Genomic DNA, 24,018 nt, shown 5'->3' on the forward strand with positions numbered 1-24,018 from the left:
GCTTCGATTCAGCAGGAATGACGATTATGCTCGCGCCCGCTCATCATGCGATGATCAAGCTGGCGTTGCTGCTGCTCCAGCTCCTGCTTGAGTCGATCAATCTCGGCTTGCAGCTCAGCCAATCGGGATGCCACCGGATCGGGCATTTGGTGACTAAGACGATCAGCGCGCTTCCCATCCTGAATGACAATTTTGCCGGGAATACCGACTACGGTACTGTTAGGTGGCACCTCGCGCAGCACGACTGAATTGGAGCCAATATTGGAATTCGAGCCGACAGAAAAGGAACCAAGAATCTTCGCGCCGGAGCCAACAACGACGTTATTGCCAATCGTTGGGTGACGCTTGCCCTTCTCTTTACCTGTACCGCCCAGTGTGACCCCCTGATAGATCACCACGTCGTCGCCAATCTCGCAGGTTTCTCCGATGACTACACCCATCCCATGATCGATAAACAGCCGTCTGCCGATCGTAGCACCGGGGTGAATCTCGATACCCGTCATAAAACGGCTCATCTGCGAAATCACGCGTGCAATCGTAAAAAATTGTTTGTTGTAAAACCAGTGAGCAAGCCGGTGCGCCCAGATTGCATGCAGCCCTGAATAGGTAAAGATGACTTCAAACCAGCCCCGCGCGGCCGGATCATTATCGAACACAGCGCGGACATCGGATTTCAAATTGGTCAGCATTGGATTACCTCTCTTTGCTTGCGCTCATTAAAAAACGCCCCCGCAGCCAGTTACGGCTGCAGAGGCGTCGGTTTACGCGGTTCCACTCTGCTTGGACAAACTGGCGAATTCTGCTCGCCTGACTGCACCGCTATGGATGACAGCCTTTGCCCAACTTGTACAGTCCGTAACGAAGGACCAGACGGCAGAGCCTACTTGCTCGCCATCCGCTTTCACTCAAAATGGGTGAAAGCGGACGGGAAGGTTCGGCTCCGCAGCTCACAGGTGCATTTTCCAACTGGATGAAGTAGATGATTCGCAGCTATCCGCTGTTATACAGCAGAGTCATCCTCTCTGAGACTTCATACACAGATGTACTTTTCCTGATCATTGCCATTATATATGGGGGTTAAAACGAATTGTTATCGAGTTAAACGTATAGAAAAAATGAATCACTGTTCAGGTGATCATTATAACGGACTATACGCTAATAAACAATATACTTTTCGTTAAGCGCCTTTGATCTGTGCTTCCAGACGGGCAATGACGCGGTCACGACCGAGCAGGTAGATCGTATGGTTCAGGTCGCGTCCGTGCATTTCGCCTGTCAGTGCAACGCGGATCGGCATAAATAGCTGTTTGCCCTTGTAGCCTGTTTCCTTTTGCACTTCCTTGATCAGCGTTGCTGCAACGGTTGGACTGAATTCATCCGAAGCTTTGATTTTATCTAGCAAAGCTTGCAGAACGGTCTTCACATGCTCTTCACCGAGCAGCTGCTGTGCTTCGGTATCCAGCTCCAGATGCGAGCGGAAGAACATCGCGGACAGATCAACGATATCGGATGCCGATACCATTTGCTCCTGATAGAGAGCGACCAGATCATGTGCCCATGCTTGCTGCTCTTCGCTTAGCTCCGCTGGCAGACGACCTGCTTTTTGCAGATGCGGAATCGCCATCGCTGCGATACGATCCGTATCGGCTTTTTTGATATACGTGTTGTTCAGGTGAGCCAGCTTGTTCGTATCGAATACAGCCGGGCTACGGGACAGACGCTTCGCATCAAAGATGTTGATCAGCTCTTCACGGGAGAAGATCTCTTCTTCTCCTTCTGGTGACCAGCCCAGCAGCACGATAAAGTTGAACAACGCTTCTGGCAGGTAGCCCAGCTGATCATATTGCTCGATAAATTGAATGATCGATTCATCGCGCTTGCTCAGCTTTTTGTGGTTTTCGTTGACGATCAGCGTCATATGACCGAATTGCGGTGGCTCCCAGCCGAGCGCTTCATAGATCATCAGCTGACGCGGTGTATTGGATACATGGTCTTCCCCACGCAGTACATGGGAAATCTTCATCAGGTGGTCATCCAGTGCAACCGCAAAGTTGTACGTTGGGATGCCGTCCTTTTTCACGATAACGAAGTCACCTGTATCTTCCGTCGTAAACGAAATCTCGCCTTTGACGATATCGTTAAACGTATACGTTTTGTTCTCTGGTACACGGAAACGTATGCTTGGTACGCGACCTTCTGCTTCATAGGCAGCACATTGCTCTGGAGTCAGATCACGGTGCTTACCGGAGTAACGAGGAGTTTCGCCGCGAGCGATCTGCTCTTCGCGCTCCTGCTCCAGCTCTGCCTCTGTGCAATAGCATTTGTAAGCCAGTCCACGATCAAGCAGGTCTTGCCAGTATTGACGATAGATGTCCAGACGCTCGGTTTGGCGATAAGGGCCATATTCGCCACCTACGTCAATACTCTCATCCCACTCGATACCGAGCCATTTCAGATAGGACAGCTGGTTTTCCTCACCGCCCTCCACATTACGTTTTACGTCCGTATCCTCGATACGAATGATAAACTTGCCACCCTGACTGCGGGCAAATAGATAGTTAAACAATGCGGTACGCGCATTACCGATATGCAGGTGTCCGGTTGGACTTGGTGCATAACGTACACGAATTTCATTAGACATAATATTAGTTCCTCCTGATTCAACAAAATAGTTACCTGCTGGACTCCAATTTAGACGTCTTTCACCAGACAAATCACTGCCTGTGCTGCAATGCCCTCACCACGTCCGGTAAAGCCAAGCCACTCGGTTGTAGTCGCTTTTACATTCACCTGATCTGCTGCTTCCGCTTCCAGTATAGAAGCGATTACTTCCACCATTTGTGGAATATAGGGTGCCATCTTCGGCTTTTGCGCGATAATGGTCGCGTCTACATTGCCAAGACGATAGCCACGCTCTCGAATCAGACCCCATACATGCTGAAGCAGCTTTACGCTGTCCGCATCCTTGAATGCCGGGTCGGTATCTGGAAAATGCTTGCCGATATCACCCAGTCCAAGTGCGCCAAGTGCCGCATCTGCAATCGTATGCAGCAGCACATCGGCATCGGAATGTCCGAGCAATCCTTTTTCATATGGAATGGTCACTCCGCCAATAATACACGGGCGGCCCTCGACCAGCTGATGCACATCAAATCCCTGTCCTACACGAATCATGATCTATTCTCTCCCTTGCGAGCAAGTAAATATGCAGCGTAATCCAGATCGTCGGGTGTGGTCAGCTTAATATTCGTATAGCTGCCCTCAACGACTGTAATCGGTGTACCCAAACGTTCAACCAGCATCGCATCATCCGTGCCACGAAATCCGGTTGCCTCTGCCTGCTGGTGTGCAGCAAGCAGATCGGTATAGCGAAAGGTCTGCGGTGTTTGAATGGCCCATAATGTACTACGGTCAGGCGTATCCGCGATGTGCAGATTACGATCCACTTGCTTGATCGTATCCTTAACCGGTACAGCCAGCACGGAAGCACCTACCTGCTGTGCAGCCTCCAGACAGTGATGAAGCTGCTGCTCCGTGACAAACGGACGCACACCATCATGCACCATCACCCAGTCGGATTGTAGCTGCTGAAGTCCAAGGTACACGGACTCCTGACGATCATAGCCGCCAGCGACAACCTCTGTCACCTTGAGCAATCCATATTCCTTGATCCAGTCCTTACAGCGTTCCAGATCATCCGCTCCTGTGACGACAACGATCTCGTCTACAAGCTCTGAACGTTCAAACACTTCCAGTGTATGTATAATGATCGGCTTGTTTTGGAGCCTAAGATACTGCTTGCTTTCCACCGTGCCCATACGCGAGCCTTTACCGGCTGCGACCACGATGATTCCGGCTTTTTGTGCCATAATCCCCATCCTTAGCGATAAAGCGTGTGAATTCCATTCCTTAATAATATACCCGTCTGCACCTACAGCACAACAGCGAATAGGAGTAGACACCGCGTCCGTCGCCGCACACTCGTTGATTTGCTGGTGGTTTTGGGGCTCGGTCGCTGTTTCGCTTATCCTTACTGCTCGATCTGTGGATCATGCGGACGGGCGAAGATCATTTTACCGTTAGCGGTCTGTAGTACACTGGTGATCACGACATCTACCTCACGCCCCATATACTCGCGTCCCTGCTCGATCACGATCATCGTACCATCCTCCAGATGTGCGATGCCCTGTCCTGCTTCCTTTCCTGCTCTCGTCACCTGTACCTGTAATAGCTCTCCAGCAAGCAGCTGCGGCTTTAGCAATGCTGCCAGACGATTGATCGACAGCACTCGAATCCCATGTAGCCCGGCAATCTGCTCCAAGTTACGATCATGGGTAACGAGAACAGCTTTACGTGCTGCTGCCAGCTGTACCAGTCGCTCATCTGCGCTCAACGTCTCCGAATAATGCGTCGTCGCCACCTCTAATTCAATACCAGGCAATGTGTGTAAACGGGTGAGGGTATCCAGTCCCTTTTTCCCGCGCTGACGACGCAGTGTATCGGAGGAATCCGCAATCCATTGCAGCTCCTGTACAATGAAATCTGGCACGATCACAATCCCATTCATAAAGCCACATTCAATCACACCTTCAATTCGTCCATCAATCGCAATATTGGCATCGATCACACTGATCATAGGCATCGTAGTGGGCAAGGCTTCTTCTACCATCTTGGATGGCATCTGTGGCGCGTCAGGCTGCGGTGTATCCTGATCAGGCTGCTCTGCTACAGTTATCTTTTGCTTTCGAAATAATAGCTCGCCTGCACGCTCATAACCGGTACGCATGCCGAGATACCCGAGCGTCAGCATGAGAAATGTACGCACGATCTCATACATAGGCTCCCACCAGCCAACGATCGAAGCCCCCAGCCAGCCGAGCACCAGTCCGAGCAGCAGCCCACAGGAAGCAGAAATGACCTTATCGATCGGCATCGCCAGCACCTGCAAGCGGCGCTTTTCCAAGACGACCAGCAATCGCCGAATGATCAGCGACAGTAGCAGTGCAGCCATTAAAATAAGTGCAATTTCAAAAAATGTGCGTAGCGGACTTCCCTCCCCTTGCCATAGCACCATATTCCATTGAATGAGTTGATCGAGCATCTGTTTATCTCCTTTGTTGTCATTTTCCCAATAAAAAAAGCATTCATTCCCCAAGTGAAGTCGAGAAATAAATGCTTTTTATCGTGTGCTTTAATACGTCCGCCTTCGCTTGATTTAACGAAGGGACTCTTTGGATGGATTATCATCATCCTGACGAGTTTGCCGATGACGGCGCATCAATTTGCGAATATTCTGTTTGAACCCGTAAAGGGCATAAGCAGCAAGGGGTACGAAAATAAGCTTGGATACTTGATCCGGGAACATGATTGCAATCACAACCGCTGCGATAATCACGACCGGTGCGAGCCACAATGCTTTTTTCGGAATGCCGACTTTTTTGAAATTCGGATATTTTACCTGACTGACCATCAGATACGATACGATAAATGTACTGATGACCATATAGGGTGTAGATACTTCATTATGGAAAAGCGACAACGTTGCCAGTACGCCACCAGCTGCCGGAATCGGCAACCCGGTAAAATAGCCCGGTACTCCAGCTTTGACATTAAATCTGGCCAAACGCATCGCTCCGCACATCGGAAAAATCAATGACGCAGTAATCGCAAGAACAGGGTTAATGTCTTTGAATACCATAGCATACATAATGACAATCGGTGCTACACCAAAAGAAACCAGGTCAGACAGGGAGTCCAGCTCTTTCCCAAATTCGCTTTGCGCATTGAGCGCACGCGCCATACGTCCGTCCAGACCATCCATTAACATCGCTACAATGACCATAATAGCCGCCAGACTATAATTTTCATTGAGCGCCAGTAAAATAGCCAACATTCCAAGTCCCAGGTTAAACAGCGTACACAGGTTTGGAATTGATTTCGTTATCATTTTGTCACCTCAAAGATGGATATATTAACCAATTAACTTTACGATTCTAACGCTTTTAGATTTGTCTGTCAATAAATACTTGCTCTTGAATTCGCTCCAGACCGGAACGAATAGTGCGTGCACGAACCTCGCCAATGCCGTCTACCTCGTCTAATTCATCGATAGTGGCGTTGATCACATGATGCAATGCGCCGAAGCGCTCGACCAAATTATGAATGATCACATTAGGCAATCGTGGAATTTTGTTCAGCACACGATAGCCGCGTGTTGGTACGATTTCCTCGGATTGCGCTGCCGCCATCGGATAGCCGAGCATTTTGACAATCTGATTCGCATCCATAAGCTCATTATCGGTAATTCGCTTCAATCCATTAATGATCTCATTCAAACGTTCCTCGCTAATATCGCGTCCGTAATCCTTGAGCAGCAGACGGAACTCTTCTTCGATCGTACCAATCAGCTCCTCCATCTGCATCGAGATCAGACGACCTTCCGCACCCAGCTCGGTAATATAACGATCAATCTCCGTCTGAATACGCAGCACCATCTCGACGCGCTGGATCACGCCTGCGACCTCAGCAATCGTTACCATTTGCTCAAACTCGGATGCGGTCAGGTTCGTCAGTGCCTGACCCAGTACAACCTGATAACGCTCCAGCGTCTGAATCGCCTGATTCGCTTTGGTCAAAATAACACCGATTTCCTTGAGCGCATAACGCAAATTCCCTTTATACAGTGTAATAATATTACGACGCTGCGAAATGGAGATCACCAGCTCACCCGTCTGCTTGGCGACGCGTTCTGCTGTACGGTGACGAATCCCGGTCTCGATCGACGAGATCGAGGAATCTGGAATCAGCTGTGTATTAGCATACAGAATTCGTTTCAGATCATCACTCAAAATAATCGCACCATCCATCTTCGCCAGCTCATACAAATAGTTTGGCGAAAACTCGCAATCGATCGAAAAGCCGCCATCTACGACCTCCATCACCTGAGGGGTGGAGCCGACGACGATCAGTCCGCCCGTTTTGGCGCGCAGCACGTTCTCCAGTCCATCGCGAAAAGCAGTGCCTGGCGCTACCATTTTCAATAAACGATTGATTTTCTCAGCCTGGCTGAGCTCCTTCATACCCTGTTCCCCCTAGTCCAACGCAGCCTTTAATGCTTCCGCTATCGTATTTACACCTATTAATTGAATATCCTTAGGATGCTTCCAGCCCTTCATGCTCTTCTCCGGCATGATCACCCGTTTAAAGCCCAGCTTGGCAGCTTCCTTCACACGCTGCTCTGCTCTCGATACAGCACGTACTTCACCGGTCAAGCCGATCTCACCAAATACGACATCATCTGGCTTGGTTGGTGCATCGCGGAAGCTGGAAGCGAGACTGACTGCAATTGCCAGATCGACCGCCGGCTCATCCAGTCGCACACCGCCAGCTACGTTCAGGTAAGCATCCTGATTTTGCAGGAACATGCCCATCCGTTTCTCCAGTACCGCAATGATAAGCGCAAGGCGATTGTTATCGATGCCTGTCCCCATACGCCGTGGTGATGGGAAATGCGTTGCCGCAACCAGTGCCTGCAATTCTACCAACATCGGACGTGTTCCTTCCATGCTGGCAATAACCGTCGAGCCTGCCGCTCCCATTGCACGCTCCGACAGGAAGAGCTCAGATGGATTCGACACCTCGGTCAAGCCTTCTTCATGCATCTCGAAAATACCCATTTCATTCGTCGAGCCAAAACGGTTCTTGACCGCACGCAGCAATCGATACGTATGATGACGCTCTCCTTCAAAGTACAGCACGCAGTCTACCATATGCTCCAGCATCCGTGGACCAGCAATCGCACCTTCCTTGGTCACATGCCCAACGAGCACGGTCGCGATGCCGCGAATTTTGGCAACACGCATAAAGCGTGACGTACATTCACGCACCTGTGACACACTACCTGGCGCACTCGTCACCTCAGGCTGATATACCGTCTGGATCGAGTCAATGACGAGAAAGCCCGGATTGATGCTATCGATCGCTTCCTCGATCAGATCCATATTACTTTCACACAGTACGAATAGCTCATTGGACAATGCGCCTAGACGCTCAGCACGCAGCTTCGTTTGACGAACCGATTCCTCGCCTGAAATATATAACACACGCAAGCCTGCCTGTGTGAGCGCATGAGAAGTTTGCAGCAACAGTGTAGATTTCCCGATCCCTGGATCACCACCGACCAGCACGAGCGAGCCGGGCACAACACCACCGCCAAGCACACGATTTAGCTCTTGAATACCGGTTTGAATGCGCGGTTCCTGACCTGCTTCTACCTCGGTAATCGCCTGTGCTTTTTGCGTGGTTTGGGTCTGGAACAGACTGGAGTTCATTCCCTGCGTTTTAACCGCAGTGGTTTCCTTTTCCTCGACCATCGTGTTCCATGCCTGACAACCGGGGCATTTGCCATACCACTTCGGTGATTCATATCCACAATCGGTACAGAAAAATTTTGTTTTTACTTTTGCCATGGACGTCCCTTTCTATTTATACGTTAACTTGATGTTAACACTTCATTTATTTTAGTGCTAATTCCGGAGACTATCCGGCAATAGCAGACAATATTTTGCAGTCTATTCTATTATAACATTAAAAAGGTTGGTTCCGCGGGCAGATTTGCCTTTGGAACCAACCTTTATTTTTACGATGCTTTCGTTAAAGCGAAGTGATTCTAATCTGTGGATTAGGACTTCGTCTGGTTGGCAGATACTTCATCTGTCTGCTCGGAAGGCGCTGCCTTCTCTACAGTCAGTGCGCCGTCCTTCTCATTGATGATCAGGTGATCACCTTTGGTGACATTTCCGGTCAACAGTTCTTCGGACAGACGATCTTCAATATGCTTCTGGATTGCACGACGCAGTGGACGCGCACCATAGGCAGGATCGAAGCCTTCCTTCGCAAGGAATGCTTTGGCTGTATCTGTCAGTGTAAAGTCGACCGCGTATTCACGCAGACGCTTACGCAGTTCTTCGGACATGAGGGTAACGATCTCGGCGATATGCTTCTCTTCCAGCGAGTGGAATACGATCACATCATCGATCCGGTTCAGGAACTCCGGACGGAAGTGGCGTTTCAGCTCATCCGTTACTTTACCCTTCATGTTGTTGTACTCTGCACCGGAATCAATCGTGGCAGTGAAGCCGAGCGTTGTGTTCCGGCGAATCGCTTCTGCACCTACGTTGGAGGTCAGAATGATCAGCGTATTACGGAAGTCAACAACGCGGCCTTTGGAATCCGTCAGACGACCGTCTTCCAGTACTTGCAGCAGGATGTTGAATACTTCCGGGTGAGCCTTCTCGATCTCATCCAGCAGGACTACAGAATATGGCTTACGACGTACTTTCTCTGTCAGCTGTCCGCCTTCTTCATAGCCTACATATCCTGGAGGCGCACCTACGAGACGGGAAGTCGAATGCTTCTCCATGTACTCAGACATATCGATACGGATGATTGCATTTTCATCACCGAACATCGATTCGGCCAGCGCACGAGCCAGCTCGGTTTTACCAACACCCGTAGGACCGAGGAAGATAAATGAACCCATTGGACGCTTCGGATCTTTCAGACCTGCACGTGCACGGCGGATCGCACGGCTGACAGCAACAACTGCTTCTTCCTGTCCGATGACACGCTCATGCAGCAGGCTTTCCATGTTGAGTAAACGATCGGTTTCCTCTTCCTTCAGCTTCGTTACCGGGATACCCGTCCAGTTAGCTACGATATCCGCGATATCCTCAGGTGTTACCTCGGAATCGGTACGACCTTGTTTTTCTTTCCACTGATTACGAGTAGTATCCAGCTCTTCACGGATTTTTTGCTCGGTATCACGCAGTGCTGCCGCTTTTTCAAACTCCTGGCTTTGTACAGCCGCGTCTTTTTCCTTACGGATATCTTCGAGACGGCTTTCCAGCTGCTTGAGATTTGGCGGTACAGTGTACGAGTTCAGCCTTACTTTGGAGCCCGCTTCATCGATCAGGTCGATCGCTTTATCCGGCAAGAAGCGGTCTGTGATGTAACGATCCGACAGCTTGACTGCCTGCTCGATCGCTTCATCGGTAATTTTCACACGGTGATGGGCTTCGTAACGATCGCGCAGTCCCATCAGAATCTGAATCGCTTCTTCTGGAGATGGCTGATCCACCGTGATTGGTTGGAAACGACGCTCCAGCGCTGCGTCTTTTTCGATATATTTGCGATATTCGTCCAGTGTAGTGGCACCGATACATTGCAGCTCACCACGTGCCAGTGCAGGCTTCAGAATGTTAGATGCGTCAATCGCACCTTCCGCTCCACCTGCGCCGATCAAGGTGTGTAGCTCATCAATGAACAGTACGATGTTGCCAGCCTGGCGAATTTCGTCCATGATTTTTTTGAGGCGGTCTTCAAACTCACCGCGGTATTTCGTACCGGCAACAACCGAACCCATATCCAGCGTCATGACACGTTTGTCACGCAGCGTTTCTGGAATTTCGTTGTTGATGATCTTTTGTGCAAGACCTTCGGCGATGGCAGTTTTACCAACGCCCGGCTCACCGATCAATACCGGATTGTTTTTCGTACGACGGCTCAGTACCTGAATCACGCGCTCGATTTCTTTACTACGTCCGATAACTGGGTCGAGGTTGCTATCCTTAGCGATCGCTGTCAGATCGCGTGCCAGGCTATCCAGTGTTGGCGTGCTTACGTTAGCAGGTGTACCATGATGACTGGATACAGCCTCATTGCTACCCAGCAGCTGCAATACTTGCTGACGTGCCTTATTCAGGCTAATGCCCAGATTGTTCAGTACACGGGCTGCTACGCCTTCACCCTCGCGGATCAGACCGAGCAGGATATGCTCTGTGCCCACATACGTATGACCAAGCTTACGCGCTTCGTCCATCGAAAGCTCGATGACCTTTTTCGCACGCGGAGTATAAGCAATGTTGGTAGGCTGCTCTTGACCGCGGCCAATCAGCGATTCTACCTCGTCCTGAATTTTTTCAAGTCCAAGACCAAGACCAATCAGCGCTTTGGCAGCAATGCCTTCGCCCTCACGAATTAATCCAAGCAAAATATGCTCTGTACCGATGTTATTATGACCGAGACGAACCGCTTCTTCCTGTGCCAGGGCCAGGACTTTTTGCGCCCGCTCCGTAAATCTGCCAAACATCATATTCAAGCACCTCCACGGTTTAGTCTGCTACGTGTACATCACTTAGTGTATCGCGGATCATCTGCGCCCTGTACTTATCGCGTTCTCCTGATCCCATTTTAACACCGAACGTTTTCTGAAGGAAACCCGGTTGTGTCATAATCAGCAATTCGTTCATTTGACCTGCTGATGCTCGGTCAATCAAACCGAGATCCACACCGAGTCGTACATCAGAGATACGTTGAAAGGCTTCCTTCGCATCCATCATGGTCGCATAGGACAAAATCCCATACGAGCGCATAATACGGTCGGTAATGCGTAGACGAGATTCGTCCAGCAGCCGACTGCGCGCATGCTGTTCATATTCGATAATCTGCATGACTACACTGTGCAGATTATCAATAATCTCTTGTTCAGACAGACCCAGTGTGATCTGATTGGAGATTTGAAAAATATTCCCGAGTGCTTCACTGCCCTCACCGTACAATCCGCGTACTGCCAGACCAACCTGCGATACCGCTGATAAAATACGACCAATCTGATTCATGATCGCAAGCGCTGGTAGATGCAGCATAACCGAAGCGCGCAGCCCTGTACCGAGATTAGTCGGGCAGCTTGTCAAATATCCACGCCGATCATCAAAAGCATAATCGACCACACGCTCAAACGCATCATCAATCGCGGTTGCGCGCTGCCATGCCTCTTCCAGCTGAAAGCCCGGATACAGACACTGAATACGCAGATGATCCTCCTCATTGATCATAATGCTCACCGATTCATTTTCCGCCAGTAATACCGCTCCAGCGCGTGAGTCATTGATCAGATTCGGACTGATCAGGTGCTTCTCCATCAATACTTCTTTATCGACATCATCCAGCTCATCCAGCACAAGCGGCTCAAATGGTCCCTGCGCCTGCACACCTTCATCCTGCAAGGCAGCGGTCAATCGTTCGCGTACCTGCTGGGCTTGCTCGGTGGAAGCGATAATCGGGAATGGCTGATGCACCAGATTGCGGGCAATACGTACCCTGCTGCTGATTACAACATCCGAGTAATCTCCGCCCTTTTGCATCCATTCACTCAAAGGCTTTTCGGTAAAACGGAGATTCGGCATACGTCATTCCTCCTTACGACTCCTGTGAAATTTGCTTGTCCAGCTCGCGAATCTGATCTCTCAGCTGCGCTGCCTGTTCAAATTCCTCTTCGGCAATACGCTGCTGCATCTGCTGGCGCAGCTCGTTAACCTGTCGTCTCACCTTGATCTGCTCACCTGCACGTGCTGGCAGCTTACCCGAATGGGCAGTGCTACCATGTACACGCTTGAGCATCGGATCAAGCTGGCGATCGAAGGTCTGGTAACAGGAGCTACAGCCAAATCGTCCCAGCTTACGGAATTGCACATAGGTCATTCCGCATTCTGGACATTGCAGCTGCTGCGCTGGCGTTCCAGCGACCTTCGCCTTGTTCCCTGCATCAAAATCCATCAATCCAGACAATAGATTATGGATGGAAAAGCCTCCGGAAGTGCCCGGGATCAGCTCCCCCTTTTCACGCGCACAATGCTCGCAAATGTGAAATTCAGTCTTTTCGCCATTTACGATTTTGGTGAAATGCAGGGTAGCCGGCCGCTGCTGGCATTCCTGACAAATCATTCAAATAACCCCCTTCTCCCGAGTGATCAAGAGCCGAGCAAGGCGATCAGCATCGCTTTCATCATTCTTGCACGGACTTCATCTCTGTAGGGAAGATTGATTGAAATGACATCTCTACATACAACCGCACGCATCAGCTCAGACTCACGCTTCGAGATCAGCCGTGCCTCCAGAAGCTGATAGATCAGCCCCTCCGCAGCACTCTGACTCATACTCTGACCGATACTTTCGTGGATATGCGTGTGAATCGTCGATTGTGCAGGTAGCTCAATACGACGAATGCGGATATACCCGCCACCCCCACGCTTACTTTCCACCAGATAGCCTTTTTCCAATGTGAATCTCGTACTGATCACATAATTGATCTGCGACGGTACACAGGAAAACTGGTCAGCCAGATCGTTACGCTGAATTTCCAGCGCGCCTTCGCTCTCCTGAAGCATGCGTTTCAAATATTGTTCGATAATGTCGGAGATATTACGCATCGTATCCTCCTCCATGTATAGTTAAAACATGAATTCGTCAATGATAATATCAAAGTCTACATAAATAACACTTAACCATATCATTCATGGTCAGAAACGAATGCATAACACAGTTATTGTGACATTTAGGTCGCCATTTCCAGGCATCATCACATCCATTTCAAGTGTTGATGATTTTCAAACACGAGGTGCAATGAAAATGAATTCGCGTAGCAAAACATAATTCCCTGATAGCACAGTAAATGAACAGGTTTGCTCGCTGACTTTGACTTTCTTTGACTTTATAATATTATACCATAAAATTCCGGTTTGCCAATACTGCATATCTATGAATAGTTCTAACACTACGCTATTTGATATATCCCCAGATAATCTACTTTTAATATCATGGTCATTCATTTCCATACGATCTGTATTTCGATGCATTACCATGCTCCATGTTAAGAACGCAGCTTACATTTTATGTCTCGCCATTACAGTGTACCTTCAATAATAATCATATCTGCATTCTCCAGCTTTGTTCTAATCCATGTTGTAAATTGAAGAATAAACTGCCGCTGCTCCTCATCCTGTACAGGCAATTGATCCAGCTCGGCTAAAATAATATGCCATATTTTTGCCTCGATCGGATTGTCCCAGCACGGATCAAATCTGTCATGCGTTTCTCCCGTAGAGGGATCAACGAGTGGAAATTGAGCCTTGACGATGGGCAATATACACTCAAAATCTTCACTATAGATGAAAAGCATATACTCACTCTGATTGTGATATGGTGTATCCCTATCGCCTCCGTTAACAGCGATAAAAATATAACCAGGACTATTTTGAACGCCATCATACTGGTAAATCAGCTGGGGAATCTTGCGTTTCTTTTTTGCCATCCGGATCGCTCCTTTGTTCGTGATTATGTATGCAACTATATCTGCATTTTTGTCGAGAATGTATACTCATTTTAGCGGATGGTTACAGGAGTTTGGTTGCCATCCCCAGTGTGTATAATCAGCATTGTAAACGTTTATTTATTCCCCCGCAAATCGATCCCCTATCGTCTATCTATCATTGCAGTTCTAGCTATACTACTGTGTTATCCCCACAGTCCGTACACCTACATCAGCGGTGAAAATCAATCCAAATCTCGTTTACACCTTGACGCTCCCCTTCTCATCCTGTACACTGTGACAAAATCCATATTCGGCAAATCGCCTGTGAAGGGAATCCAACCCGGAGGCGTTCTCGTCAAGGAGTTACTGCTATGTAGCGTTATGATCGGTTGCAGTAATGTCCCTAAGTTAAACGGTATTCGCCCGTTATCGCGGAACCTGAGTGGATCGGAGACTATGTCTCTGATTAAATTGGGTGGCACCGCGAGCAGAGCGCTCCTCGTCCCAAGTTGATGAGGAGCGCTCTTTGTGTTTTACAAAATAAGCGGCAGCACAGACACTGCCCGATGCCCAAGGAGCGAATACGATGTTAGACATTCAGTACATCCAGCAACATGCCACCCTTTTACAGGAGATCGCCACTAAAAAGCACATTCCGCTCTCGATTGAACAGCTTACCCAGACGTATCAAGTACGTAATGGAATTATGCAACAGATCGAGCAGCTACGTCAGCAGCGTAATCTATTGACTCGTCAGATCGGCGAAGCGATGAAAAAGCCGACAAGCAACACGACGGCTATCACGCCAAACGCTGTAGAGCAAGCACCAACGACGATTATAGAGCAAGGGAAGGCTACAACTCCAGCTCATACTCCTGCTCGCTCGAAGGAGCAGCTTGCAAGCATTCCTGAACCTATCAATCCTGAACAGCTACGACAGCAGGTCAAAGATATTAATCAGCAATTACAGCAGCTAGAGCCCCAAGCAGAGCAGCTTCAGCAGCAGTACAACACATTGATGAATCTTGTACCTAATGTGGTCTCGCCAGATACACCGGAGGGCGAATCGGACGCAGATAATATAGTGTTGAAGCAGTATGGCGACATGCCTGCATTTTCTTTTCCCATTCGAGATCATGTAGAGCTGGGCGAGCTACATGGCTTATTTGATGCTGCCAGGGGAGTCAAGGTCAGCGGTAGCCGGCAATATTATTTGACCGGAATGGGTGTATTGCTGCATCGTGCTGTGCAGCAGCTTGCCTTTGATCTGCTGCTCCGTAAAGGCTACACGCCATTAGAAGTTCCGATGATGGTCAGAGGCGCAGCACTGCAAAACACGGGCTTCTTCCCACTCGGTATGGATCAGACGTTCAAAATCGAAGGCGAGGATCACTGGCTAACCGGTACCTCGGAGGTCGCGTTGGTCTCGTATTATCAAAATGAGGTCGTCGATCTGAGCCATGGAGCAATCAAGCTCGCAGCCGCTTCGCAAAGCTTCCGCAGTGAAGTCGGTTCGGCAGGTAAGGATGTACGCGGTCTGTATCGTGTGCACCAATTTGCCAAGGTAGAGCAGGTTATTTTATGTGAAGCTGATCCAGAGCAATCGGAGCAGATTCATCAGGAGATTACTGCCAATGCGGAGGAGCTCCTGCAATTGCTAGAGCTGCCTTACCAGATTGTAGCCGTCTGTATCGGCGATATGTCGCAAAAAACGTACAAGCAATACGATATCGAGACCTGGATGCCTGGTCGTCAGGCATATGGCGAAACGCATTCGTCGTCGAATCTGCACGACTTTCAAGCACGCCGTGCAAATATTCGCTATCGTACAGGGGATGGTAAGCTCCGTTACTGTCACACGCTTAATAACACCGCTGTCGCATCGCCGCGCATCCTAATTCCTTTACTGGAAAATCATCAGCAGGAGGATGGAAGCATTTATATTCCGGTAGCGTTGCGTCCGTATTTGAATGGGCTGGAGCGTATTCAAGCGCCAAACCTGCATCATATTGAAGGTTAATTAGCTATTTAAACAACTTGTCGGTTGAGGGCTTATCCTAACTGCTAACATCGCGATGATTCGTTTCGGATTCCGTTTTCAGGTGATGAACCTGTAGGTGAGAACGTTTGGTGATGATGGCGGAGGGGTTCCCATTCATCTGCTTATTTGCGAATAAGCCTATTCATATAAAATAGCGCCGCTTCTTTGAGTTAGAAGCGGCGCTATTTTCGTATAAGACTATTTCCATACATGTTTCTGCGACGATTTCGGCATAAAGATATATCATTGCTCCTCACTGCTCTAATGTATCTTTATACATTTACGATCCAATCCTATTCTACTTACTATTCACCCTTTCACCGACCCAGCCGCCAATCCTTCCACAATCCGATTACTCAGTAGCAAAAACGCCACCAGGATCGGAATAATGCTAATCATCAGCGTCGCGCCAATCGCACCCCAATCGGTTAAATACTGACCGACAAAGTTGTTCACCCCAACCGTCAGCGTTTTCCAACGATCCGAGCTAATAAATGTATTCACAAACACGAACTCATTCCAGTTATAGATCATATTAATAATCGCCGTTGTCGCAATTACCGGTGTCGTCAGCGGCAACACAATACGGAAGAAAATCCGATGCACCGAGCAGCCATCGATCACTCCTGCCTCCTCAATCTCGCGTGGAATCGCCTGATAAAAGCCCAGCAAAATCATAATCGTTACCGGCAAATTAAATGCTGTATACGATAAAATGACCGATAGCGGATTATCAATCAGATTCACATGCTTGAAAAAGTTAAACAGCGGTATCAACGTCGAATGCAGTGGAATCATCAAACCGATGATGAACAGTCCCAAAACCAGCTTGCTTAGCTTCCAATGCATCCGTGTGATCGCAAAGGTCACAAAGCTCGCCAGTACAATCGTCAAAACAACCGCCGCCACCGTATACCAGACGCTATTGAGGAAATACAGATTAATATGCCCCTGGCTCCATACCTTTGGATAATTTCCCCATTGCGGATTTTGCGGCAGTGCAAATGGCGACATGCCGAACACTTCCTGATTCGTTTTTAAAGAGAACAGGAACAGCCACAGCAACGGATAAATCTGAATGACAGCCAGAATACCGAGTATTAGATATAGAATACCAAAGCCAATTCGTCCTACCCATCTTGCTTTTACATGCGTGCCCGAGTCTGCATCGGATCGCTTACGTGCAGCCAATTCACTCATTGGTCCCTTCCCTCCTCAGTATTGGACATCTTCGTTCGATGCCGTCAGTTTGCGAATAAGCCAGGTCATCAGCAGACAGATCACCAGCAAAGCAAAACCAATCGCGCTTCCGTACCCGAAGTTGTATTTACTGAACGCCTCGCCATACATGTACGAAGCCATAACCTCACTCGCATGGTTTGGCCCACCGCCCGTCATCACGAAGATCAGGTCAAAATATTTGAGTGAGCCGACCAGTGCAAGAATAATCGTCACCTTGAACACTGGAGCGATAAGTGGCAGCTTCACACGCGTCGCCACCTGCCATGCGGTTGCACCATCGATCGTTGCTGCCTCTACGACTTCCTCCGATACATTTTTTAGAGCAGCATAGTAAATAATGATGTAAAACCCTGCATACTGCCATACAATCGGTACGAAGATCGAATACAGCACAATATTCGGATCAGACAGCCATAACGGTGGATTTTCTACGCCAAATGCCATCAGTAGATTGTTCAGCATTCCGTTTGCCGGGTCATAGATTTTCGACCAGAGCTGTGCAATTGCAACCGAGGACAGTAGCATCGGAATGAGATAAATTTTGCGAAATAGATTAGCACCTTTGATCCGGCTTGCCAGCACCATCGATACCGCTAGATAGATGAACAGGCTAAGCGTAGAGAAGATGCCGAGCAGTACCGAATGATATGTGCTTTTCCAGAACATGGAGTCATGGATCAGCTTGTTATAATTGCCGAATCCGATAAACTTCATCGGCGCAAAGCCCTTCCAATCCATCATCCCGTAGTATCCGGTAAGCACGAGTGGAACATAGATAATGATCATAATTAATAGCAGTGCCGGCAGCACATACATCGCAATCGCAGCCCTGTTAGACATGACAGCTTTCATAATGGATTGCCTCCCTTTGATCCCATTCCACAGTGTAGCGACGTTACTACTGCTTTTCCTCTGCCAGCGCAGCCGCCGTCTGATCAACAAATTGCTGTGGTGTAATCTGCTTGCCGAACAGCGCTGCGATCAGATCATGATGCAGCTCCGCTACATTCGGACTCGCCTGAGTATCAAAGTACGTTGTTACGTTAGAAGCTCCATTCAAATCTTTTAAAATCTCCACATACATCGGATCAAGCTTCTTGTCTGCTGTATCCACCTTCGTAGCTGGAATCACACCTGCATCGGTCACCGATTTGTTGCCCCATTCCTTCACCAGAAAAGCAGCAAAGTCCTTCGCCTGCTCCTTCACCTGAGAATGATCCGCTACGAACAGACCAACACCCGGGCCACCGACATAGCTGTTAATATCTGTTCCTTTTCCACCCTCATACAGTGGGAATTTGAAATAACCGATCTTATCTTTAAACTCCTGCGGTACATCCTTGCTAGTCGTATAGTTGGGCAGCTCCCATGTGGCTGTCAGGAACATCGCTGCCTGCTCATTCATAAAATAGCCCTTTGCTTCATCATTGGACAGACCACTATTCCCTTTTTCAAATGTGTTCATATCCACCAGATTTTGAACCTCAGTCGCTGCTTTCAAAATATCTGGATCGTTAAAGCTGCGTTTACCTTGAATCACATCCGTCAGAATCGTTGGGCCACCGATGCGATCCGCCAGATACATAAACCAGAACGAGCCCGGCCAGCCTTCTTTATTACCAACCGCTGCTGGAATCACACCATTTTGATTTAACGTATTTACGATATTTTTGAATTCTGTGTATGTTTTAGGTACCTGGAGATTATACTTCTTGAAGATTTCCTTATTGTAGAAAATGTAGGAAATGTTCAGCTCCAGCGGCATGCCGTATGTTTTACCATCAATCGCGTACGATTCCTTCACACCCGGGATAAAGGCATCCTTGAGATTCGCATCAATCACATCATCCAGCGGTGTGAACAGCTGACCCTCCACATAAGGCTTCAAAAAGCCATCTGACCAGGTCATGCCTACATCTGGAAGCTCATTGGACGAAGCTAACACCTTCAGCTTTTCACGATATTGATCATTACCGAGAATTTCCGTTTGGATTTTCACATCTGGGTGCTGTTTTTCGTAATCTTGAATAATATCATTCACGATCGTATACTGCGCCTTCGAGCTACCCTCCGGCCACAAATGCATAAATTTAATCACCGTCTGTCCACCACTAGCCGCATTACTACCATCCGCATTGTTGGCAGAAGAACCACAGCCCGCGAGGGCAAAAGACATCATCAGCAATACAGCCAACATTATGGGAAGCGCTTTCTTTTTTAACATTGAAACTACCTCCTTTGTGGGTTCATAGCCGTTTGACTATAGCTCAAGTCTAGCAGTTGACTCGAATCCACATAAGGCAACAACCATTGGTAAAAATTCTCTTTTGTTTGGGGATTTGGTATTTCGAGTGGATTTATCCTGTTTGAATCGCCTGAGTAGCTACAATCAATAGAGTAGCTACAATCAATAGAGTCGTGTCTTATATCCTCATCTGGAGTAGTATTTAGAAGCACATAGATACAAGCAAAAATAACAGCAACTCCACCTGCTTTCCTTACTCTCTCAACGAACCGATTTACGATACGTGCTTGGCGTAATGCCTTCCAGTTCCTTAAATATTTTAATAAAATACTTCGCCGTCCGATATCCTGACTGCTCCGCAATATCACTGATCGGCAAGCTCGTTGAAATAAGTAGCTCCTTCGCACGCTGCATACGCTGTCGGGTTACATATTCGCTGAATGTCAGCTCCATCTGCTCCTTAAACAGCACACTCAAATAACTCGGATTCAAATGAATATAGTCGGCCAGTTCCTTGAGCGTCAGCTCCTCCTGCAAATGGGTATCGATATAATGGATTGCTTCTCGAATACGTTCCCCTGCTGTCTGGCTCTTCTCATTCACCTGGAGCAGCTTATCATCTACAACCTTTTCTATCATCGTCGCACGCGTCTGCTTCGCTTCCACTCCAAGCGCATTCTCCACAGCCTCGATTAGATCCGACTTACTGATCGGCTTGAGCAAATAATTGACTACTCCAAGCCGAATTGCCTCCTGTGCATAGGCAAATTCTGAATATGCTGAGATTAAAATAACGACAGGCGTTTGCCCCTGCGATCGTATTTGCTGTAGCATCGCTAGCCCCGTCATCTCCGGCATGCGAATATCCGTTAACAACACATGAATCTGCTGTCGACCAACGATATGAATCGCTTCCTCGCCATTCTCAGCCATAATCACCTGATACTTCCCTTCGCACCACTGATCCAACACCTTTTTCAAGCCCTGCCGTGTACGCGGCTCATCATCCACAATCAAAATCGTTTTGCTATACATGCGATGCATTGCCCCCTTTGATCTAATCGTTATCTGTTCTAGCAGAGCTCAGTTTCAAGATATATTTTGATCCATCATATCGTTCCTGGTTCATTTTACAAAAGACACGCCATTACCCTTGAATCGGGCTCTGACTTACTGTGAAGCAACCCTATGCTAGCGTATAGCTGGATGGACGATACAGCTTTTTTCATCCTACATCCGATCTCTACTGTACCCTAATCTACACTCCGTTTGCTTTGATTCAAGACCGGATTACAGCACATCGTGATGCATTATACTGCATCAATTGCTTGATCTTAAAGACACACTACAGGGCATTTTAGGCTACTACTAGTTAGTTTTGCCTCAAGAATAGGAGATCACTCATTACCATCTACACTCAGGCTTTATGCATTGCGATCCACTATGCAGCTCGCTCTAATCTAACCTTCAGCTATCATGCTTCGGTGAGCTACTGTGCCACTTTATCTAATCTCAAGCTAGCATGAATCAGCGAACTACTGTGCAGATTCATCTAATATCAAGCTAGCATGCATCAGCGAACTACTGTATAGCTTCATCCGATCTTCAGCTAGCATGCTTCAGCGAGCTACTGTATAGCTTCATCCAATCTCCAGCTAGCATGCTTCAGCAAGCTACTGTATAGCTTCATCCAATCTCCAGCTAGCATGCTTCAGCAAGCTACTGTATAGCTTCATCCAATCTCCAGCTAGCATGCATCAGCGAACTACTGTATAGCTTCATCCGCCATGTCTCTTTTTCTACACTACTGATATTCATCCATTTTACATTTCCTCCATATACCTTCTATCCCTGCCTTACCTCAGCCGTATGAAATGGAATCTCCAAGCTAATCCTTGTCCCCCTTCCAGATTGGCTCTCAATATGAATACGCGAGCCCTCCTGTTCTGGAAAATAAAGCTGTAGCCGCTGGTATACATTCGATAAAGCAATGCCATTTCCATTCGATTCTGCATTCTTGATCTGCCCCTCGATCATCCCTCCATATGCCGAAAAGCCTCCATTTTCCATCGAGCGTTGCACGCGTTCCAGCATCTCCGCTGACATCCCTGGCCCGTCATCCTGTACAACGATTTGTAATTGCTCCTGCTCCTCCTTAAGCTCAGCCGATATCGTAATCGTACTGTCCCCTTTCTTATTTCCCGCTCCATGCAAAATTGCATTTTCCACCAATGGCTGAATAAGCAGACGTGGAATACGTACACTCAGAGCTTCCTTCGGTACGCTCACACGATAATGCAGTCGCTCTCCAAAGCGCATTTTCATAATTTCCATATAATTATCGATATGTCGTAGCTCATCTCGTAGCAGCACCCATTCATCATCATGTTGACGGGTAATCGTGTAACGGAACAGATTCGACATTGCCACAACCTGCTCAGCTAGCTCCTCCTGCTCCTTATCCTCCAATGACCAGCGCAGTGCATCGAGTGCATTGAATAGAAAATGCGGATTAATCTGTGCCTGCAACGCTTTAAGCTCACTCCGATTGCGAATGATCTCCTTCTCATATACCATTTTGATCAAATGATTCGTTTCTTTGACCAGCTGATTATACGTGCTATTCAGCTCATTGATCTCGTTAACCGTGTTAATCTTCGGATTCAGCGTCATTGGGCCTGCAATTGCCTGCTGCATTGTATGAGTTAAGCGCACAATTGGCTTCGTAATCAGCGTCGATAGAAAGTACGAACAAATAAAATAAATCACAATGCCAATCACTCCTGCATACACAATCCCGTTACGAAGCACATGAATGCTTTCGTATAAAGCGCTTACAGGAGTTAAAATCAAAACCGTCCAGCCCGTAATCGCAGACAACTGCCTTGCCATAATATACTGCTGCCCATCTAGCTCTACGATCGGCATCTGCTGTGGATGATCGATAATCGCCGTCAACGACCCATTATAGTTAGAATTAATCGTCTCCATATTCTGACCTAGCAAAATCGAATACTGATCTGCCGCACTCGCCAGCTGCTGATTAGCAAATTGAAAATAATAACGATACATACTCACAAGTAAATAGCCACCTGTCGTATAATGCTGCTCCATCAGATTCACCCGTCGAATCGCTAAAAAATAGTTCTTATCCGTCGGATCATCACCAAGCCAGACTAACCGTCCCCCAGCCTGATCGGCCCTAGCAATCCATTCTTCGGTAATCCGCCCCGTTGGACTCACCCCATCCAACGGCAAAATGCGCTCAGACTGCTTCGTATATAGCTCAAAAGAAGAGATTCCATCCGAATTCGCCTGAATCGTATTCACAATCCCTTTTAGCTCCTGCCGATCCTTAAAGGATACTTCATTGTTATGGTATCTACGTAGCAATACATTTTGCACATTCTCATTCGTCGTCACGAGCTTGGATACCATATTCACCTGTTCATATAACGATTCAAAGCGCCCATTTGCCTCTACCGCCACCTGCTGAATCTGATGCTCCGTGTTCGCCTGTAGCATCGAAGAAATCGGTCGAAACGTCATCACACTCACTACCAGCAACACAATCACCATCACAAACAGAAACACAAACAGCACCTGATTGCGAAGCGTATTCCATTTCCTCAACACATGCAGCATATTCATCGCCTTTCTTTCGCTATAAACGCCAAATACGATCGTCTGCTCTATTTATATGCTATCCATTTATAGGCTACCAACTACTCTAATTCTTATATGTTACCAATCGCTCTAATTCGCTACCCATAAATCTGCTTGGCTTCCTATCACGCTTTTTGATAACGATCTTGTGTGTAACTCTTTTATGTGTAACTCTTTTGTTTGCAGCTTTCCTATGTCTATCTTATTATTGCGCTACTACTTATTTTTTCATTTATTATTTTACTATTTATGACTTTACTTTCTATCTTTGCTTGTTTCCTTCTCTCATAGCTATTCTCGCCTTCGCTATCTTACACTAAACCCTATCCTATAGCATAACGCAGACGACTCCATTATGTAATATACAATTAAAGGTAATAACAGAAAACAACAAAAAAAGAGACACGATCCATAGTGGATCATGTCTCTTCCTCATTGCTTGGCGACGTCCTACTCTCCCAGGACCCTGCGGTCCAAGTACCATTGGCGCTGGAGGGCTTAACGGTCGTGTTCGGGATGGGTACGTGTGGAACCCCTCCGCCATCATCACCAAACGTTCTTGCTACAGGTTAATCACCTGAAAACTGAATCCGAAACGAATCATCGCGATTTTAGAAGATAGGATAAGCCCTCGACCGATTAGTATTGGTCAGCTCCATGCATTGCTGCACTTCC

19 protein-coding genes and 1 rRNA gene are annotated in these 24,018 nt (G+C 47.8%); 1 reads left to right on the plus strand and 19 read right to left on the minus strand.

Going from position 1 to position 24,018, the window contains the following annotated elements; all coding sequences use genetic code 11:
• Positions 1–8 precede the first annotated feature (8 nt).
• The 13 genes from cysE to IEX62_RS21010 all read right to left on the minus strand — a co-directional run bounded on the left by cysE (position 9) and on the right by IEX62_RS21010 (position 14,149).
• A complete protein-coding gene (cysE, locus tag IEX62_RS20950; protein WP_188777948.1) occupies positions 9–689 on the minus strand; it encodes a serine O-acetyltransferase in 681 nt (226 codons plus the stop codon).
• A 488-nt stretch (positions 690–1,177) separates the two neighbouring features.
• The gene (gene gltX, locus IEX62_RS20955; RefSeq protein ID WP_188777951.1) at positions 1,178–2,641 is read right to left on the minus strand and encodes a glutamate--tRNA ligase; all 1,464 of its coding nucleotides are present in this window, start codon (positions 2,639–2,641) and stop codon (positions 1,178–1,180) included.
• A 50-nt stretch (positions 2,642–2,691) separates the two neighbouring features.
• Entirely contained in the window at positions 2,692–3,174 is a 483-nt protein-coding gene (ispF, locus tag IEX62_RS20960) for a 2-C-methyl-D-erythritol 2,4-cyclodiphosphate synthase (protein ID WP_188777953.1), read from the minus strand.
• Positions 3,171–3,869 (minus strand): 2-C-methyl-D-erythritol 4-phosphate cytidylyltransferase, encoded by a 699-nt coding sequence (gene ispD, locus IEX62_RS20965; RefSeq protein WP_188777955.1) that lies wholly within the window; start codon positions 3,867–3,869, stop codon positions 3,171–3,173. The genes ispF and ispD overlap by 4 nt, the downstream gene beginning before the upstream one ends.
• Before the next feature lie 161 nt (positions 3,870–4,030).
• Entirely contained in the window at positions 4,031–5,101 is a 1,071-nt protein-coding gene (locus tag IEX62_RS20970; RefSeq protein WP_188777957.1) for a PIN/TRAM domain-containing protein, read from the minus strand.
• 114 nt (positions 5,102–5,215) lie between these two features.
• Positions 5,216–5,947: a CDP-diacylglycerol--serine O-phosphatidyltransferase gene (pssA, locus tag IEX62_RS20975; protein ID WP_188777959.1), complete on the minus strand. Its 732-nt coding sequence runs from the start codon at positions 5,945–5,947 to the stop codon at positions 5,216–5,218.
• Between the two features lie 55 nt (positions 5,948–6,002).
• Positions 6,003–7,079, minus strand: a complete 1,077-nt coding sequence (disA, locus tag IEX62_RS20980) for a DNA integrity scanning diadenylate cyclase DisA (RefSeq protein ID WP_188777961.1) — start codon at positions 7,077–7,079, stop codon at positions 6,003–6,005.
• A 12-nt stretch (positions 7,080–7,091) separates the two neighbouring features.
• A complete protein-coding gene (gene radA, locus IEX62_RS20985; protein WP_188777963.1) occupies positions 7,092–8,468 on the minus strand; it encodes a DNA repair protein RadA in 1,377 nt (458 codons plus the stop codon).
• A 212-nt stretch (positions 8,469–8,680) separates the two neighbouring features.
• Positions 8,681–11,152: an ATP-dependent protease ATP-binding subunit ClpC gene (gene clpC, locus IEX62_RS20990; protein WP_188777965.1), complete on the minus strand. Its 2,472-nt coding sequence runs from the start codon at positions 11,150–11,152 to the stop codon at positions 8,681–8,683.
• 19 nt (positions 11,153–11,171) lie between these two features.
• Positions 11,172–12,245, minus strand: a complete 1,074-nt coding sequence (mcsB, locus tag IEX62_RS20995) for a protein arginine kinase (RefSeq protein ID WP_188777967.1) — start codon at positions 12,243–12,245, stop codon at positions 11,172–11,174.
• A gap of 13 nt (positions 12,246–12,258) precedes the next feature.
• Positions 12,259–12,783: a protein-arginine kinase activator protein McsA gene (gene mcsA / locus IEX62_RS21000; protein WP_188777969.1), complete on the minus strand. Its 525-nt coding sequence runs from the start codon at positions 12,781–12,783 to the stop codon at positions 12,259–12,261.
• Between the two features lie 26 nt (positions 12,784–12,809).
• The gene (locus tag IEX62_RS21005; RefSeq protein WP_188777971.1) at positions 12,810–13,268 is read right to left on the minus strand and encodes a CtsR family transcriptional regulator; all 459 of its coding nucleotides are present in this window, start codon (positions 13,266–13,268) and stop codon (positions 12,810–12,812) included.
• A gap of 473 nt (positions 13,269–13,741) precedes the next feature.
• A complete protein-coding gene (locus IEX62_RS21010) occupies positions 13,742–14,149 on the minus strand; it encodes a hypothetical protein (RefSeq protein ID WP_188777973.1) in 408 nt (135 codons plus the stop codon).
• A 586-nt stretch (positions 14,150–14,735) separates the two neighbouring features.
• Between IEX62_RS21010 and serS the strand changes: the two genes are divergently transcribed.
• Positions 14,736–16,169: a serine--tRNA ligase gene (gene serS / locus IEX62_RS21015; protein ID WP_188777975.1), complete on the plus strand. Its 1,434-nt coding sequence runs from the start codon at positions 14,736–14,738 to the stop codon at positions 16,167–16,169.
• Positions 16,170–16,499: 330 nt separating this feature from the next.
• Here the strand turns inward: serS and IEX62_RS21020 are convergent, their stop codons facing one another.
• The 6 genes from IEX62_RS21020 to rrf form a co-directional block, all read right to left on the minus strand.
• Positions 16,500–17,390 (minus strand): carbohydrate ABC transporter permease, encoded by an 891-nt coding sequence (locus IEX62_RS21020; RefSeq protein ID WP_188777977.1) that lies wholly within the window; start codon positions 17,388–17,390, stop codon positions 16,500–16,502.
• Between the two features lie 15 nt (positions 17,391–17,405).
• The gene (locus tag IEX62_RS21025) at positions 17,406–18,284 is read right to left on the minus strand and encodes a carbohydrate ABC transporter permease (RefSeq protein WP_188777979.1); all 879 of its coding nucleotides are present in this window, start codon (positions 18,282–18,284) and stop codon (positions 17,406–17,408) included.
• A gap of 46 nt (positions 18,285–18,330) precedes the next feature.
• The gene (locus tag IEX62_RS21030; RefSeq protein WP_188777981.1) at positions 18,331–19,656 is read right to left on the minus strand and encodes an extracellular solute-binding protein; all 1,326 of its coding nucleotides are present in this window, start codon (positions 19,654–19,656) and stop codon (positions 18,331–18,333) included.
• Between the two features lie 282 nt (positions 19,657–19,938).
• Positions 19,939–20,712: a response regulator transcription factor gene (locus tag IEX62_RS21035; RefSeq protein WP_188777982.1), complete on the minus strand. Its 774-nt coding sequence runs from the start codon at positions 20,710–20,712 to the stop codon at positions 19,939–19,941.
• 810 nt (positions 20,713–21,522) lie between these two features.
• On the minus strand, positions 21,523–23,322 hold the full coding sequence (locus IEX62_RS21040) for a sensor histidine kinase (protein WP_188777984.1): 1,800 nt from the start codon (positions 23,320–23,322) through the stop codon (positions 21,523–21,525).
• A gap of 458 nt (positions 23,323–23,780) precedes the next feature.
• A 5S ribosomal RNA gene (rrf, locus tag IEX62_RS21045) occupies positions 23,781–23,897 on the minus strand.
• Between the last annotated feature and the right edge of the window lie 121 nt (positions 23,898–24,018).

It is taken from the genome of Paenibacillus hunanensis, assembly GCF_014645615.1.
GTDB classification, from domain to species: domain Bacteria; phylum Bacillota; class Bacilli; order Paenibacillales; family Paenibacillaceae; genus Saccharibacillus; species Saccharibacillus hunanensis.

Excerpts from the sequence above, each read along its gene's own strand:
- IEX62_RS21010 (WP_188777973.1), bottom strand. The coding sequence starts at position 14,149 with ATGGCAAAAAAGAAACGCAAGATTCCCCAGCTGATTTACCAGTATGAT.
- gltX (WP_188777951.1), bottom strand. The coding sequence starts at position 2,641 with ATGTCTAATGAAATTCGTGTACGTTATGCACCAAGTCCAACCGGACAC.
- serS (WP_188777975.1), top strand. The coding sequence starts at position 14,736 with ATGTTAGACATTCAGTACATCCAGCAACATGCCACCCTTTTACAGGAG.
- cysE (WP_188777948.1), bottom strand. The coding sequence starts at position 689 with ATGCTGACCAATTTGAAATCCGATGTCCGCGCTGTGTTCGATAATGAT.
- ispF (WP_188777953.1), bottom strand. The coding sequence starts at position 3,174 with ATGATTCGTGTAGGACAGGGATTTGATGTGCATCAGCTGGTCGAGGGC.
- mcsB (WP_188777967.1), bottom strand. The coding sequence starts at position 12,245 with ATGCCGAATCTCCGTTTTACCGAAAAGCCTTTGAGTGAATGGATGCAA.
- IEX62_RS21030 (WP_188777981.1), bottom strand. The coding sequence starts at position 19,656 with ATGTTAAAAAAGAAAGCGCTTCCCATAATGTTGGCTGTATTGCTGATG.
- IEX62_RS21020 (WP_188777977.1), bottom strand. The coding sequence starts at position 17,390 with ATGAGTGAATTGGCTGCACGTAAGCGATCCGATGCAGACTCGGGCACG.
- mcsA (WP_188777969.1), bottom strand. The coding sequence starts at position 12,783 with ATGATTTGTCAGGAATGCCAGCAGCGGCCGGCTACCCTGCATTTCACC.
- radA (WP_188777963.1), bottom strand. The coding sequence starts at position 8,468 with ATGGCAAAAGTAAAAACAAAATTTTTCTGTACCGATTGTGGATATGAA.
- pssA (WP_188777959.1), bottom strand. The coding sequence starts at position 5,947 with ATGATAACGAAATCAATTCCAAACCTGTGTACGCTGTTTAACCTGGGA.
- IEX62_RS21025 (WP_188777979.1), bottom strand. The coding sequence starts at position 18,284 with ATGAAAGCTGTCATGTCTAACAGGGCTGCGATTGCGATGTATGTGCTG.
- clpC (WP_188777965.1), bottom strand. The coding sequence starts at position 11,152 with ATGATGTTTGGCAGATTTACGGAGCGGGCGCAAAAAGTCCTGGCCCTG.
- disA (WP_188777961.1), bottom strand. The coding sequence starts at position 7,079 with ATGAAGGAGCTCAGCCAGGCTGAGAAAATCAATCGTTTATTGAAAATG.
- IEX62_RS21035 (WP_188777982.1), bottom strand. The coding sequence starts at position 20,712 with ATGTATAGCAAAACGATTTTGATTGTGGATGATGAGCCGCGTACACGG.
- IEX62_RS21005 (WP_188777971.1), bottom strand. The coding sequence starts at position 13,268 with ATGCGTAATATCTCCGACATTATCGAACAATATTTGAAACGCATGCTT.
- IEX62_RS21040 (WP_188777984.1), bottom strand. The coding sequence starts at position 23,322 with ATGCTGCATGTGTTGAGGAAATGGAATACGCTTCGCAATCAGGTGCTG.
- IEX62_RS20970 (WP_188777957.1), bottom strand. The coding sequence starts at position 5,101 with ATGCTCGATCAACTCATTCAATGGAATATGGTGCTATGGCAAGGGGAG.
- ispD (WP_188777955.1), bottom strand. The coding sequence starts at position 3,869 with ATGGCACAAAAAGCCGGAATCATCGTGGTCGCAGCCGGTAAAGGCTCG.